Source organism: Acinetobacter sp. NIPH 817 (assembly GCF_000368405.1).
GTDB lineage: Bacteria > Pseudomonadota > Gammaproteobacteria > Pseudomonadales > Moraxellaceae > Acinetobacter.
Genome location: NZ_KB849420.1, coordinates 2,423,782 through 2,439,239, shown reverse-complemented (window position 1 = coordinate 2,439,239; position 15,458 = coordinate 2,423,782). Strand labels below are relative to the sequence as shown.

The window sequence follows — 15,458 nt, the reverse complement described above, 5'->3', positions numbered from 1 at the left end:
TCTGACAGCGACTCTGATTCTGACAGTGACTCGGATTCGGACTCTGATAGCGACAGTGACTCAGACTCTGATCTGGTTGCGAATGATGACTTGGCAACGCTTGATGCTAATATCGATCCAACTACAAGCCCAGTACCTACACAATCTAAGACATCTGTAGTTTTACCTTCTTATGATGGTTTGATTCTCGATTGGACATGGGCTGTGAACAATGCCTTGCAAGTAGAAGTTCCTCAAGGAACACTTCAAGATTTCAATATTGATATCAGTGGTTTGTATTTGGGTGCAGGTATTGTGAGTTTAGGCCTCGATGTTCTTCGTTTGAATGAAAACACTGGTCAGTATGAGCTTTATGAGCATATTCCAAATGCTGGAACTGCTTTTGCAGCACTTGTAGGATTCTATACAGGTGGCACCACGATTAATGATTTACCTGAAGGTCAATATGCCATCGTCATGACAAATGACCAAGGACTTAACTTTACAGGTTTAGGGTTCCCAACTTTAACAATCCCATCAGGTGGTGTAGCAACTGATTATGGTGAGGTTGTTGTAAGTGGTAACGTCATTGTTCCTGAGGGAGCAGGGGATGTAGCGGATGTCGATCCTGAAGGTCAGCCATTAGTCGTTACGCAAGTAATCTCTGAAACGGGTAACACGTTAACTGTTGATCAATCTGTTAATGGTTTCCAAAAAATAGAAGGTGCTTATGGTGACCTGTATATTGATAAGGATGGGAATTATGAATACATCCGAAATCCGGAAATTCCTAACTCAGTAGGCAAAGTCGATACGTTTACTTATACAATTCAAGATGTTGATGGAAATACCGCAACAGCTAATCTTAATATCCGAATTGATAGTTCTCAAGTAGACATTAATTGGCCAACTGATCCTACTTTGGATGGCACAGTTGACTTAGTTGCTACTAATGACAGCAATGGAGCTCAAGTAGATTATAAAAACTTTGTTGAAACAAAATCGGCAGATCTTGGTTCAATGACTGCTTCCGTTACTCGTACTGGTAGCTTATTTGGTGGTTATACTTATACGCGTAATCCTGGCACGGATACTTCAGATGTTATTACTGTAGATAAAAATGCGTCAGCTGTCTTATCTATTAAAGTTACTACAACTGATTCATCTGGCGCCAATAATGATACCTTTGGTTATAGCGTACAAAAATTGGTAGGTGGTAGCTGGCAAACTGTATATGTTTCACCAACTACAACTTATAGTCATCCATTCCTAGGGGGGGCAAATGCTACGATCATTGATAATAGTTATTCGATACCAGCGGATAGTGTGGCGACACAATGGCGTGTAATTTATACAAGTACTGAAAGTAATGAGTCATTCCTTGTTAATGGTACTAATTCAACTTCAGTTCAAACTTCAGTTCAACCAACACTGACACATTATGATGCATTTACTGCTTCTGGAGAATTTACTCCAGCTACAGGTAATGTAATTACAGATGATAGCGGTAATGGTACTGATGTAACAGGCGGTATAGGTACTAAATTATTTGTAGAAAATGCAGCTGGAGTATTTGTTGAAGCTACTGGTCAAACTTTAGTTTACAGTAATGGAACATTAAATATTGCAGCAAACGGCACATATACATTTACTCCAAATGCCACAGCAGATGGAAGCCAAACTACAAGTTTTAATTATAAACTTATAGCTGCGAATGGTGATGAAAGTAATGTTGCTGCATTAACAATTAATTTGGGTAGACATTATGAAACTGGCGCTGGAAATGATTTAATTTCTGGCACATCAGGAAATGATGTTTATACAACTAGTACTGGTGCAGATACAGTTATATTTAAGCTTCTTAATGCAACGGATCCTACAGGTGGAAATGGTTTAGATACCTGGAGTGATTTTAATAAAGCACAAGGAGATAAAATCGATATAAGTAGTTTATTATCGGGTCAGTCTGTTAATAATACAAATATCGGTCAATATGTAACTGCTACACAAGTAGGTGGTGACACAGTAATTAGTATAGATAGAGATGGAAGTGGAACTTCTTATAATTCTACAGAAATCTTAACTCTTAAAAATACTAATACTACGATTGATGAATTGCTACAAAATAGTCAAATATTATTTTAATTTGATTGTTTGAATAAAAAGAGGATCTACGGGTCCTCTTTTTATTTTGTTTAAATAATTTTGAAATTAAATGTGATATGTTATAATAAGTTAAAAGATTTTTTGAAGTGATAATATGGAAATTAATACATATAGTAAATTTGAGGAATTCAAAGAAAAATTAAAAAACTGGTTGTTAATTCAATTGAAAACTCATTCTGAATATGAGAATGGTATGTGTATTTTTTTATCTATGGGTGATAATAAAAAAAGATGTGAAGTATGGAACACTTTTGATAAAAATTTTAATACAGTGTTAAAAAGAATATATTCATTTTTGGATAAGTTATATTCTAAAAACAGAAGAATACCTGAGTTTTTTAAAATAGATATTGCATGTAATATTAGTGAAGAGAGCTGGAGTGAAGTTGACTTTGATGTTTTAAATCAAGAACATAATAATCACTACAGGAAAGGAATTAGCTTTGATGATAAATTTCACATATGTTTTCTAGAGCAAGAAATATATGGGAAAGCTATTATAAAAGGTATTTCTTTTGATAAACCTAATTTTTTTGATGAAAAAAACCTTAATGATGCAATAAAATCTAAATATAAAAATATTACTAAGGTATTTAAACTAGATGATATAAAAAAAGTATGGGTTTTTGATACTGTATCTGCTTTTTATGAAAATGAGAAGTTTATTGATTTACAGACTGGAGGAGTTGTAAACGGAATAAGATATAAGTCTGAAAATTGTAAGGACGAAATAAAAGAACTTATTATTAATAATTCCGAGTTTTTATATAATCAAATTTTGGATGATGGTCGTTTTATTTATGGTTATTTTCCAGCTTATGATCGAGAAATTAAGAGTTATAATACTGTTCGACATTGTACGTCGATATATGCATTATTGGAAACATTAGAAGTAGTTTTTAATAAAAAATATTTAAATAAAATTGAAAAATCTATTGAATATGCCTTTGATAATTTTTATAAAATTATAGAAGAAAAAGGATTTATGATTGATGGTGAACAAGATTTAGAAATAAAATTAGGATCAAATGCAACTGCAATTTTTATGCTTGCTAAATATCAAGAAATAACTGGTAATGATAAGTATTTGAAAAATGCTGAAATGCTAGCAAAAGGGATACAATATATGATTGATGAATATGGTCAAACTAGCCATATTTTAAATTATCCGTCATTATGCGTAAAAGAAAAGTTTAGAATTGTATATTACGATGGAGAAGCTGCTTTAGGGCTCCTACGTTTATATCAGATTAATAAAAATAAAGACTTACTTGATACTGTTAAGCTAATGTTTGATAATTTTATTTCTAAAAAATATGATAAATATCATGACCATTGGTTGAGTTATTGTACAAATGAATTAACAAAAATCTGTCCAGAAGAAAAGTATTTTAGATTCGGAATGAATAACTATCTTAATCATATGGAATTTATTAAAAATAGAAAAACTGCTTATGCAACATTTTTAGAAATGATGATGTCAGCATATAAAATGGTTTCATATATGAGAGATAATGATTATCTCGAGTTGTTTGAAGAAGCCAAGTTTAATGAATTAAAAGAATTAATTAAATATAGAGTTGAGTTCCAGCGTTCTACAGGATTTTTTTACCCTGAATTAGCAATGTATATGGCTAGGCCAGATAAAATTAAGAATGCATTCTATGTTAGACATGATCGTTTTAGAGCACGAATAGATGATCAAGAGCATAATTTATCTGGTTTAGTAGCTTTTTATAACTATTTTGAGTGATATATGAAAAGACAATATAAAGAGCTAAAAAAAGTTATGAGTGAATATCATATATATTTTACTCGTAATGGTAACTCAAGATTCCTCGACGAAGATTACATTAATTTTCTCGAAAAAGTAGAAATTGAACCCTTTTGCGCATTTTTAGTCGGTAACAATATTTGGAATATGGGAGCATTTTCCTATAGTTGGTCTCTATTGCCAATTACTACTAAAGTAGGTCGGTATTGCTCAATAGCAGAGGGAGTAAGGGTACTTGGTTTAAGGCATCCTCACGAATGGCTAACGACTTCAGCAACAACATATGATCGAAATTTTATAATTTATCAAAAATATTTAGAAATTAATAAGATGGATCAAAATGCTCGAAGGTTACCAAATAATATTGAACAAAAAGTATTGGATATTGGACATGATGTTTGGATTGGGGCAAGGGCATTGTTGAAACCAACAATAACTATTGGAAATGGGGCAGTAATTGCTGCAAATTCAGTCGTTACAAAAGATGTACCACCTTATGCAATTGTGGGTGGTAATCCAGCCAAAATTATAAAATTCAGATTTGATGAAGATACTATTGATAGATTATTAGAGTCAAAATGGTGGGAATATGGATTTTCAGACATCCAAAATCTAGAAATAGATAATATTCAATGTTTTCTAAATGAATTTGATTTTCAAAAAAATAATATAGAAAAAATGAAATTGGAAAAATTAATAATGGAGTAAACTATGAGCACTATTACAAGTACAGATACGAAAGTAATAGGATTAACTGAATTTAATTCAATTATGAAAAAAATTGAGAGAATTTCTGCTAAATCTTTATCAATCTTTATTATTGATAATGAGCATAGTATTGAAGTTTATTCTAAGAATAAAAATATCAAAATTGTACCTGGTTCAGTTATAAAATTATTAACATTATTTTTAGTATTTGATTTAAATATTTCTTTAAGAGAAATTGTAACAGTTAAAAAAAATAATTTAATAGTTGGGAGTGGTTATAATTTATTTGAAAATGATCTTATAACAATCAATGATTTACTTAAAAACATGATATTTAAATCAAGCAATACGAGTGCCGAAGTCTTAAAAGAAGTAATTGAAGAAAAAACGAATATTTCTTATGAAGAACATGTAGAAAGATTAATAAATAGAATTGGGATGAAACTTACAAATATTTTAAATTCGCATGGTTTATATAAAAGTAAACAATATACAACTGTCGATGACTTATTAAAATTAGTTATTAATATATTAGAAAATAAAAAAATAGAGTCTTTTCTATTTTATAGTCATCAGAGTATTGTTGTTCAAAGAAATAAAAGCTATGTCAATATTGATTTTGATACTAATGAAAGAATATTTATTAAAACAGGAACACTTTTTCCTAATGTATTTAATAGCGTACAGATAGTAAAAAAACGCAATAATTATCTTATTGCTTGTCTAGGATATTCAAAAAATGATCACACTAGATTGATTGATCAAGAAATGATTAATGATTTAATTGGAGTAATATAATGTCTGTATTTGGAATTTTAAAACCAGCAAAAAATTTAACTGATGTAGAAGAAATCTTCATCATTGTTGCTCAAAGCCGTGGGCATGAAGCTTATGTTTTTAAAGCAAAAGATGTGTGTTTTGAAACTGAAAAGGTGATAGGCAAGACTATATTAAATGGAAAAGTTTTAGAAAAAGAATTTAACTTTCCTAATGTAATTCAAAATAGACTCGCTGTTAAGGCAGAAGATAAGGAAATATATTTAAAATTAGCAGAAAGAATTCCTTTTACATCAAATAGAATTGGGACAAAAAAGAATGTTGATCTAAAACTTCAGAAAATTGAAGATATTAACGAATTTTTGATAAGTGTTGAGGACTGTAAAGAATTTGAGGATCTTTTGGGTGCAATTCAAAAATATAAAAAAGTTATACTAAAGCCCTTATCAAGTAATCAGGGGAAAGGAATTTTTTCCGTCGAGTTTTTAGATAAAAAATATATAGTAAAACAGTTAGATAGAAAAAATGAGTTTAATAAAAATGAATTGAGAAGTTTTTTTGATAAAGAAATTAAGAATAAAGGCTATTCTCTAAGCAGATATTTCAACAGTTCTACAAATAATGCACTAAACACAGTCTTCCGGATGCAAATTAGTAGGGGGGCTGGTGGTAAGTGGAAATTAATAAAATTTTTCCCTTATGTAAATATTAATAAAAATATTGATATTACGAATGGTATGCAAGGAGCATTAATCACAACACGTGAAAAATTATTTTTAGAACAATATTATCCAAACTCATTTGAAAAAATTAATAAAAGTATAAAGAAAATTTTCGAAAAATTTCCACTCGCTTTTCAAAAGCAATATGCATGGCGCTTAGATTCATTAGGTCTAGATTTAGGTATCGATCAAGAAGGGAATATTGCTATATTTGAAGTTAATGCAGGGCCAGGAATTGGATTTATGGCTTATCCGGTAGCAAAAGCTCAGGTTGATTATTACGAATGGTTGCAAGAAAATGCAAAACCACCTTTCAAGAATAACTTTTTACCTATAAATCTAAGATAAGAGAATTATAATGTTAAAAGAAAAGGGTATATATATGCTTTATCCTGCAATTAAGCAGGAAAAAAATGGTCTATTAATTGCGCTAATTAAAAGAGCAGATTTATTTAGTAGAAATGGAATTAAAGTAAATATATGTACTCTTTCCTATAATCCTATGGTTAATCTTCTTTATAAGGATTTGTATACAAGCAAATTGTTAGATTTAGATGCAAGTAAAAATATTAATTTTTTCAATTTATATTCTTACTATCAAAAAAGCAAATTTTCAATTGATTTTAATCCAGAAGATAGTAGTAAAATTACCATCGAAGAAAAAAATATTGAAAGTGATAGTTTAGGGAATATTAAAATTTTTGATGAAAGAAATAAACTCTGCAAATATTATGTTAAAAATAAGCAAGGTCTTTTGAGTCATATAAATATTTTTGAATCTGGCAAAATAGTTAAAAGATTAAAATTTAATGAAAAAGGGATTTTAAGCTCATCACAAGTTTTAGATAGTAACAGATTAATTCTTGCTGAAGATTTCTATGATATTAATAATCATCTTGTCCTATCACGAAATTATAATAAGGAAGGGAAGGTCGTTAGTCTATATTTGTATGAAGACGGTGGCATAATTTCACGAAAATTTAGTTCGGAAATTGAACTATTTGAATATACTTTATCTAAAATTAATGCAAATGAGCATAAGATTTATATTATTGATAGAGCCATAGTTTTTGCAAAAAATATATTATTGAATAAAAGGGAGAACTCTACTGTTATTGGCATTATTCATGCCGCACATTATTCAAAAGCTAGAGAAAAAGATTCAAAAACTAATGCACACTACAAGAGTTATATTGAAAACTTAGAGAAAATAGATCATCTCATATTTTTAACAGAGAAACAAAAAAATGATTTTAGTGAAAGATTTGGTTCCTATCCAAACTACACTGTTATTCCCCATTTTTATAAAAAAGCAACATTCGAAAATAGCTTAAATTCCAGACAAAAATATAAGTGTGTTTGCTTAGCACGGTTTGATAAAGTAAAAAGATTAGATCTACTTATAGAATTGTTTGGTGAAATTCATAGAAAAGTTCCTAAAGCAACCCTAGATATTTATGGTTTTGGACCTGAAAAGGAAAACTTAATAAAAACTATAGAAAATAATAATTTGGTAGGTGTAGTACGGCTATGTGATTTCGTTTCTGATGTAAATTCTGTACTCAAAAATGCAGATCTAATGTTATTTACTAGTGGATCTGAAGGATTCTGTATGGCTATATTGGATTCTTTAAAAAATGGTTGCCCAGTAATTTCTTTTGATATTGATTATGGTCCAAGTGAAATGATTATTAATGACTATAATGGCTATTTGATTGAAGATAATGACAATGAGAAATTTATTAACTCTACTATAGAATTATTGAATAACAGAGAGAAAATAAGTTTCTTCCATAAGAACTGCGCTAAATCTGTATGGAGATTCAATGATGAAAATAATTTTAAGTTATGGAAAAATATTATCTTTAAATAATATTTTAAAGATTATTTTCTTTTTTGGAGTCTCATTAATGAGCTTGGCTTGTTTAGCGGCGGACAAAAAAAATATGACGGTCGATGAAGAAAAAAAATATTATAAATCTGCAAAAGTTAGGGTGATTTATAGCCTGAATGAGATAGAGCAGACAGATATCAATAAAAATAATATTCCAGATTATGTAGAAAATATTGCAATTCAAGCTAATGCAACTATAGATGCACTGGACTATTTAGGTTTTGTTAATCCTCTTAATAGCCCTCGATATAAATCTCAAGTGAATTATATTGATATTCATGTGGTTAGCATAAGTTATAACGGTATTGCTTACGATAAACCTTACCTAGCTAGTTTTGATGGAATAAAAAAAGATAAAGCATTATTGATTAAATTAAACAATAGATTAGAAAATTTTCCAGGAAATTACTGGACTGTTGTTGCTCATGAGATATTTCATCTTTATCAATACGGATATAGTCCATTAAAACCAAGTTGGTATCTTGAAGGTATGGCAAATTGGTCGGAAAGATTATTAAGAAAAGATGATATTGATAGAAAGGGTAGAATTCTTTTACCAACTAGTACTAGTAGTTTACAAAATAACATTTATCAAATACCTTACAATAAGTTGTGGTATAGATTAGCTTTTTTGTCTAATAAAATGAATGACATTAAATTAAATTTGCCAGACAGTATAATAAAACGAAAATACGTTGATGGGAGCCCAGTTTTTAAAGATAATTCGTTCTCTGGTTATATATTTATGAGAAATTTTTTATCAAATTTATCATTAGTAGCAAATGATAGGAAGCTTTTACTTCCTTTAAATAAATATAATAACTTTTATAATTCTTCAATAATTGTTAATTGTCTTAAAAAAACAATAATAGAATCTGGCATAAAACTAGATTCTGATGAGAAGGACTTCTTAAATTTATAACTTTAATCATACTACAAGTTTTAGAACTCTTTTCTTAAAATTTTAGTAATAATTATTTGTATTTAAAACATGTATTTAAAACATTTTTTAAGATGTGCGTAGCTTTAGTGTATGTAAAGTAAGAATATTTTTTTTAATAGGGAAAAATATTTTGAACTTAATTAATTCATAATTGATACTGATGCATTCTCATGTAAATATAATCTTGAGGGTATTAATTATATAACTATCCTCGTATTTCAGGTTTGAGTGATGTTCACTAAGTCCACCGCCTTTTAGGAGGTGGACTCTTCTTAATTAATAGAGAACTTGGAATTATATTGATTTCTTTTATCCTAATTTAAAAGGGTAAGATTAAATTTCACTTAAAATTATTTTATTGATATATCTATTGTTGATAATCCTAATTCTATAAAATTTATTTTAAGAGGGATTTTATGAAAATGGATATTTAAATATTTAACATGAGGATTAAAATTAATGAAGAATTTAATTCTAACTCAGCTCGTACTTACATTGACACTAATCTTGATAGGATGTGTTAATCAGCCATATGGGCATCAATCAGTTTATTCGCCAGCTTCTATTAATACCATTGCTAGTCATAAATTGTATTTGATAGCAGAAAAATCAGGCCATCCTAGCTTAGGTACTGGTGAAGTTACAACAGATAAAGCTACTCAATATGCAAGTAATCATAAGAAAACAGTGATTTGTGATAAACATCATTACTATGCAGCGAGTGATGTTAGTAGCGATGTGAAACAGACAAAGATTACTTTAGTAAGTGGTGAGAAGATTAATGTCTCTAAATCGTGTTGGGTAGAAGATGCGAACCCACAAAATTCAATTTACGTTTCTAAATCATCTGTCAGCCATGGTTTTTGATAACTAAGTATAAAAAAGTAGACTAAGCTTTAGGTAGCTTAGTTTTTTTATGAATTATTCAAATAATTTTAAGATCTTGTCTTTAAATCCATTAGCTATTTAAACTAAAGCAATTGATTGATGCGATAGCTTGAAAATAATCTTTATATAATTCTATATTGGAATCTATTAGTTTGTTTTTTTCAATTTTTATTAAATATAGCTTATTAATATTTACTTCATTATGACTTAAAATAAACTCTATTATAGTACCTATTTCATCTTTTTTATTTAATTTTACTATAAAAACAGAAAAACCTATTTCTTTCATTCTTTTTGCATAGAAGTTAGCATAAGTTTTTGTACTTTTCATTAAACCTGTATCAAAAATAATAATTGTTGGAAAAGGTCCAATTCCTGTGGGAATATAAATCTTACCTGTTGTTGAGCCTATTAAAAAATTCAAAAAAATATCATTCATATTAAATATTTATCATATTTTAAAATAAATAAATTTTCATAACAAATGCTTTAAAAGCATAAAATCGCTTTTTTAAAGCTAAAATTTATAAATTTCAAATGGTTGAATTGTTAAGTCAGTGTTTTAAATTGATTTTGATTGTCAAGATTTTCTTGATAATTGGATCATTTAAATTTATGCAAAATAACTCTACGATGTAAATATAACATAATCAATAGTAAATATATAAAATATTTTTTTTAATATATTGAAAATAAGTATTATTTGTACTTATTGAGCACACCTCTATTTAGTAATTATTCTATAGGGAAATAATTATGATAGAAAGTTTAAAAATTACTTTTAACAAATCATAGGAAAAAGTAATTTATAATAAACTATTTCTAAATTTAGATCGTAAAATATTATTTAATTTCAAAGGGTTGAACATATTTTTCTGGGCTTGAAATTTAATATTATCTCGAATTAAGTATACTTGGTAGTCTAATACTTATTAAAACTAAATTAATCATTACTTTCCTTTTTATATTATTCCATGTGCATATAATAGAGTCTAAAGTTAAAAAAATTAATGATTACAATGCATTACCTTTCGTTGCATTATTTAAAATCCTTTGAATTACTGTTCTTGTAACTGAAAATTCTTTAGCGAGTGAATAGACACTATAACCTTTCTTAAATAGTTCAATTACTCTATTTTTTTGTTCATTATTTAATATTTCTGGCCGACCAACTTTTCTTGTTGGTTTTTGATCCTTCAACCTCTTATTGTCCGACTTGAACAACTTCTCAAATTCGGCTGATAATTTGAGAAAATGGAGGAAGAAAATTTTCAAATCACCATTAATTTCATTTTTAGAATAATCCAAGCAAATTAGTCGGATTTTTTTTTGATCAATTTTATCAACTATCCCTAAAATTTCTTCAAAACTATTACCCAAGCAATCCATGCTTTTTATCACTAAAATATCGCCTTCTTCTAATGAATAACTTATTAAGTTAAGAAATTTATCTCTATAAATAATAGATTTATCAACAGATACTTCTTCTACTACTAATCTATTCTTTTGAATCTTATAACCATACTCACTAAAAAAGGAGATATATCTAGAAAATTCAAATTGCAAATTAGGCTCTATTCTAACATAGGCATATGTACGCATATTAAAAACACCAAAATTAAACAAAAACAAAACAAATCTTAGCATCTTATTTTTTTAAAAAAAACATGAACTAAATCACAAAAGTGTACTATACAGTGTTTAAAACATATTAATTAAATGCATAGTTAAAGCATCACTGTTCATCAGATTTTTTGATCATTATTATATTAGTTATGAATTTTATGAGTTTGTTGTGGGTATTTTTTTTCATGTTTAATTACCTTGTTACTAAGTCTTTCTAAATTTAATATTAATCTAATATTAAAATCTAGCTTTATTTTTTTACTGGATTAATTTGAATATATATAACATAAAAAAGTAGCATATGGCTAATGATGTAATGTTATTTTTTTTAATATCTTTATGATAAATAAGTGTTTTTTATTTTTACTTTATGTTTAAATTTATTAAAATAAAATGCAGGTTTTAAAACATCTTCGTATAATGATTTATGAAAAGTTATAATTTTAAATTTTCTTAATTTTTAAATTTATATCATTTATTTTTTCGTTTTGTCTCTATTTATAATATTCTTATATTACTTTATAAGATCTAAATTTAAATATTAAAGTACTTTTTTACTAATTTGTTATTTATATAATGTTTTAAAATATTATATTTTTAATTGTTGTGATGGTTGAGCTTTTAAAATAGTAGAAATATGAAAATTATTACACTACTATAAAACTATGAAATTAATAAACTAATTATATAACAATCAATAAGTGAAGAACTAAGAGTATATTTTTAATTTACTTTAGTAGACATACTTCACTTCGCTCTAAGGGATAGGGGGGAGCTATGCGTATTTATGCATATATACGAACAAATTCAAATATTGAAGATCTAGGAAAAGAAAAAGAATCTTTTATTTCCTTACTAGAAAGCTTTAATCATAAAGTTCATCCCAATAGAGTAATTTTTGAATTGGTAGCAGTAGATAAATCTATTGCTATAAGGAATATTTTTTTTAATCTAATTAACTATTCCTTGGAAGAAGGTGATTTTCTCATTGTTAAAGGGATTGATTGTCTTGGGAATAGTTTTCAAGAAATATTATCTACAGTTATCTTAATTGAGAAAATGAAAATTAAATTAATTATATTGGATTATGCGAATTTTGAATTGAAAGAAGATATTAAAAATAACTTTATCCATTTTATAGAAATTTGCATTGCTTTTGAAAAGCTTTTTATATCTAATCAAGTTACACAAAAAAATCATAGATTATCTAAAAAGGTAGGTAGACCTGAAAAATTAACGGATTCTCAAAAACAGGATGTTATTAATAAATTTAAAAAAGGATTTACTGTATATTCTTTAGCTAAGGATCTTGCTGTTTCAAGGACTGTAATACAAAGAGTAATTGAAAAATCCAATGATTAATTTTGTGAGTAATATTAAATCTAATAATAGATTGAAATGATTTATTTTTTGTTACGTATTAAATTGTGTTTTAATTTTTAATTTAATGCATATTAAATTAAAAATTAATTTTAAAATTAAATTCATATTGATATTTTTATTTTTTATTCATATTGTTGTATGTGTTGTATAAAATAATTTTAATTTATTAAAAGTTATCTATTTAGTTGATTTTTATGATCTGGTAAAATTAAATATGGATAAGAGTATTGATTTAGAGAAATGGAAGTGCTCTAGATGTAATGGTTTTATTGTAGTTGATCATTCAAAAATTCAAAAAGAAGATTCTGTACAGTTTGTATATAGACGAATAACTAATAATGATTCTATTTATTTTATTTATAGAGTTGGTCTAGTGGTTAGTCGAAAGGAAAAATTATTAACTATTAAATATAAGAGCAGGTTATATAAGGTGCTGGATAGTGGTACTTATCCTGTAAATGCTCCAGCTCTTATTGTCTATAATATGTTTTGGATTTGTGGTTGTTAGTGTCTGAATATTAAAAATACTTATTTTATCCAGTTGAAATTAATATAAATTTAAATTTATATATTGTTGATTTTGTTATTTATTTTATCTGCTATTTTTCTAATTTAATGAAATATGTCTTAAATAAAAAAACCGCTATAGATAGCGGTTTTTTATTCAGCAGATGCTTAAACTTACCAGCTTAAAGCACCACCAGTTTGGTAGTCAGTTACGCGAGTTTCAAAGAAGTTCTTCTCTTTACGCAAGTCCATCATCTCAGACATCCACGCAAATGGGTTAGTTACACCAGCAAACTGCTCTGGTAAACCTAACTGAGCTAAACGACGGTTACAGATGAATTTCAAATATTCTTCCATCATGCTTGCGTTCATACCCAATACGCCACGTGGCATAGTGTCACGCGCATATTCGATTTCAAGCATTGTGCCTTCAACAATCATTTGAACCACTTCTTGTTGGAATTCAGCACTCCAAAGGTGAGGGTTCTCAATCTTGATTTGGTTAATCATGTCGATACCAAAGTTCAAGTGCATAGACTCATCACGCAAGATGTATTGGAACTGCTCAGCAACACCGTTCATCTTGTTACGACGACCCATACTCAAAATTTGAGTAAAGCCACAATAGAAGAAGATCCCTTCAAGAACACAGTAGAACGCGATCAAGTTACGAAGTAAACGTTGGTCGTTTTCAGGTGTACCTGTGTGGAAATTAGGGTCAGTTAAAGATTGAGTATATTTCAATCCCCACGCTGCTTTACGAGCAACAGATGGAACTTCACGGTACATGTTGAAGACTTCGCCTTCATCCATACCTAAAGATTCGATACAGTATTGGTAAGCGTGAGTGTGAATCGCTTCTTCAAATGCTTGACGCAAAATGTACTGACGGCATTCAGGGTTAGTAATGTGGCGGTAAATTGCCAATACTAAGTTGTTTGCAACCAAAGAGTCCGCAGTCGAGAAGAAACCTAAAGAACGCATAACAATCGTACGCTCATCTTCAGTTAAGCCGTTTTCAGACTTCCAAAGCGCGATGTCTAGGTTCATGTTTACTTCTTGCGGCATCCAGTGGTTTGCACACCCGTCAAGATACTTCTGCCAAGCCCACTCATATTTAAATGGAACAAGCTGGTTCAAGTCCGCACGACAGTTAATCATTGCTTTGTCGTCAACTTGAACACGTTGCGCGCCCATTTCTAGCTCTTCAAGGCCAGGGGCAACATCTAAGTGTTCTAAGGCTGCAGAGGCTCTAGCCACCGTATCGGAGGCAACTGTTGGTCGCACGGAATGGGTTCCAGCGGATTGTGAAGCTGCCACGCTCTGCGATGATGACTGCGCAGCAGATACATTCTGCGAATCAGACGTTTTTTCCGGTTGGATGGGCGCAGACTTGTGTTCAGGTGCAGCCGGTTTTTGCGAATCATCTTCAAAATCGTCCCAACTTAAAATGGACATGGGATTCTCCTACTTAGTAAGTAATGAACCCCTGAAATAAAGAGAAGATTATAATCCTCTCTTTATTTCAAAACCATTTATTATCACTAATGAATGGTAGGGGTATTTACTCCTTTAAAACGTTTAACAAATTTTGGTCGATTGGAAAAACCGCTAGACGGTCACTCTGATCAACACAATGCCTAAAATCATTTGTAATTTCATCAATCGATTTCGAAGTACGAAGCAACCAAATCGATTGTTGTAATCTCTCGCAATCATAATTCCTAAGTGATTGATATATTTTGGAATAATTAGAGCGAGGCTTATTTCTTAAATCGTAGCTTAAACACCATAGAGGCATAAAATATTCCTTCAAATTGGGGGGAGTTATTACTTATTTCTAGTTGCATCTTTAATGCTCCTTAAAACAAAGTGTTAGTTAATGGGTGAAAATTAACAGTTGACTCATAGCCCAAAGTGAACGAATATTCGTTTTACTTTCTGACAAGAAAGCTATCAGTCAACCGTATTCTCGGTTATCTGAGATTGATGGGGGGGATACGCCAATATCCCCAACATTTTTCTCAAATCTTTCTAAATTCTAAACTGCTATAAACATCTACAATTTTAAATTTAGATTTGATTGTGTAC

General features: G+C 29.0%; 12 protein-coding genes. 9 read left to right on the top strand and 3 right to left on the bottom strand.

The window, feature by feature from the left end; all coding sequences use genetic code 11:
• From F968_RS15135 to F968_RS15100, 8 genes are all read left to right on the top strand, one after another.
• The coding region (locus F968_RS15135; RefSeq protein ID WP_004794368.1) for a type I secretion C-terminal target domain-containing protein at positions 1-2,124 on the top strand (2,124 nt) is incomplete at its 5' end.
• 115 nt (positions 2,125-2,239) lie between these two features.
• Positions 2,240-3,898: a glycoside hydrolase family protein gene (locus F968_RS15130; protein ID WP_004794366.1), complete on the top strand. Its 1,659-nt coding sequence runs from the start codon at positions 2,240-2,242 to the stop codon at positions 3,896-3,898.
• Positions 3,899-3,901: 3 nt separating this feature from the next.
• Positions 3,902-4,627: a CatB-related O-acetyltransferase gene (locus tag F968_RS15125; RefSeq protein ID WP_004794365.1), complete on the top strand. Its 726-nt coding sequence runs from the start codon at positions 3,902-3,904 to the stop codon at positions 4,625-4,627.
• Positions 4,628-4,630: 3 nt separating this feature from the next.
• Entirely contained in the window at positions 4,631-5,425 is a 795-nt protein-coding gene (locus F968_RS15120) for a serine hydrolase (protein WP_004794364.1), read from the top strand.
• Positions 5,425-6,474: a YheC/YheD family protein gene (locus tag F968_RS15115; protein WP_004794362.1), complete on the top strand. Its 1,050-nt coding sequence runs from the start codon at positions 5,425-5,427 to the stop codon at positions 6,472-6,474. The genes F968_RS15120 and F968_RS15115 overlap by 1 nt, the downstream gene beginning before the upstream one ends.
• 10 nt (positions 6,475-6,484) lie before the next feature.
• Complete coding sequence (locus F968_RS15110; protein WP_004794359.1) at positions 6,485-7,999, top strand: glycosyltransferase; 1,515 nt, start codon at positions 6,485-6,487, stop codon at positions 7,997-7,999.
• On the top strand, positions 7,953-8,942 hold the full coding sequence (locus F968_RS15105; RefSeq protein ID WP_004794357.1) for a hypothetical protein: 990 nt from the start codon (positions 7,953-7,955) through the stop codon (positions 8,940-8,942). The genes F968_RS15110 and F968_RS15105 overlap by 47 nt, the downstream gene beginning before the upstream one ends.
• A gap of 480 nt (positions 8,943-9,422) precedes the next feature.
• Positions 9,423-9,830 (top strand): hypothetical protein, encoded by a 408-nt coding sequence (locus tag F968_RS15100; protein WP_004794355.1) that lies wholly within the window; start codon positions 9,423-9,425, stop codon positions 9,828-9,830.
• A gap of 91 nt (positions 9,831-9,921) precedes the next feature.
• On the opposite strand, the gene F968_RS15095 is transcribed toward F968_RS15100, so the two are convergent.
• Both F968_RS15095 and F968_RS15090 read right to left on the bottom strand, forming a co-directional pair.
• Positions 9,922-10,290: a hypothetical protein gene (locus tag F968_RS15095; RefSeq protein WP_004794354.1), complete on the bottom strand. Its 369-nt coding sequence runs from the start codon at positions 10,288-10,290 to the stop codon at positions 9,922-9,924.
• 575 nt (positions 10,291-10,865) lie between these two features.
• Positions 10,866-11,453 (bottom strand): recombinase family protein, encoded by a 588-nt coding sequence (locus F968_RS15090; RefSeq protein WP_034596371.1) that lies wholly within the window; start codon positions 11,451-11,453, stop codon positions 10,866-10,868.
• 801 nt (positions 11,454-12,254) lie between these two features.
• On the opposite strand from F968_RS15090, the gene F968_RS15085 reads away from it, so the two are divergent.
• On the top strand, positions 12,255-12,839 hold the full coding sequence (locus tag F968_RS15085) for a recombinase family protein (protein ID WP_004794350.1): 585 nt from the start codon (positions 12,255-12,257) through the stop codon (positions 12,837-12,839).
• A 702-nt stretch (positions 12,840-13,541) separates the two neighbouring features.
• Here F968_RS15085 and F968_RS15075 read toward each other — a convergent pair.
• Complete coding sequence (locus tag F968_RS15075; RefSeq protein WP_004794344.1) at positions 13,542-14,825, bottom strand: ribonucleotide-diphosphate reductase subunit beta; 1,284 nt, start codon at positions 14,823-14,825, stop codon at positions 13,542-13,544.
• Between the last annotated feature and the right edge of the window lie 633 nt (positions 14,826-15,458).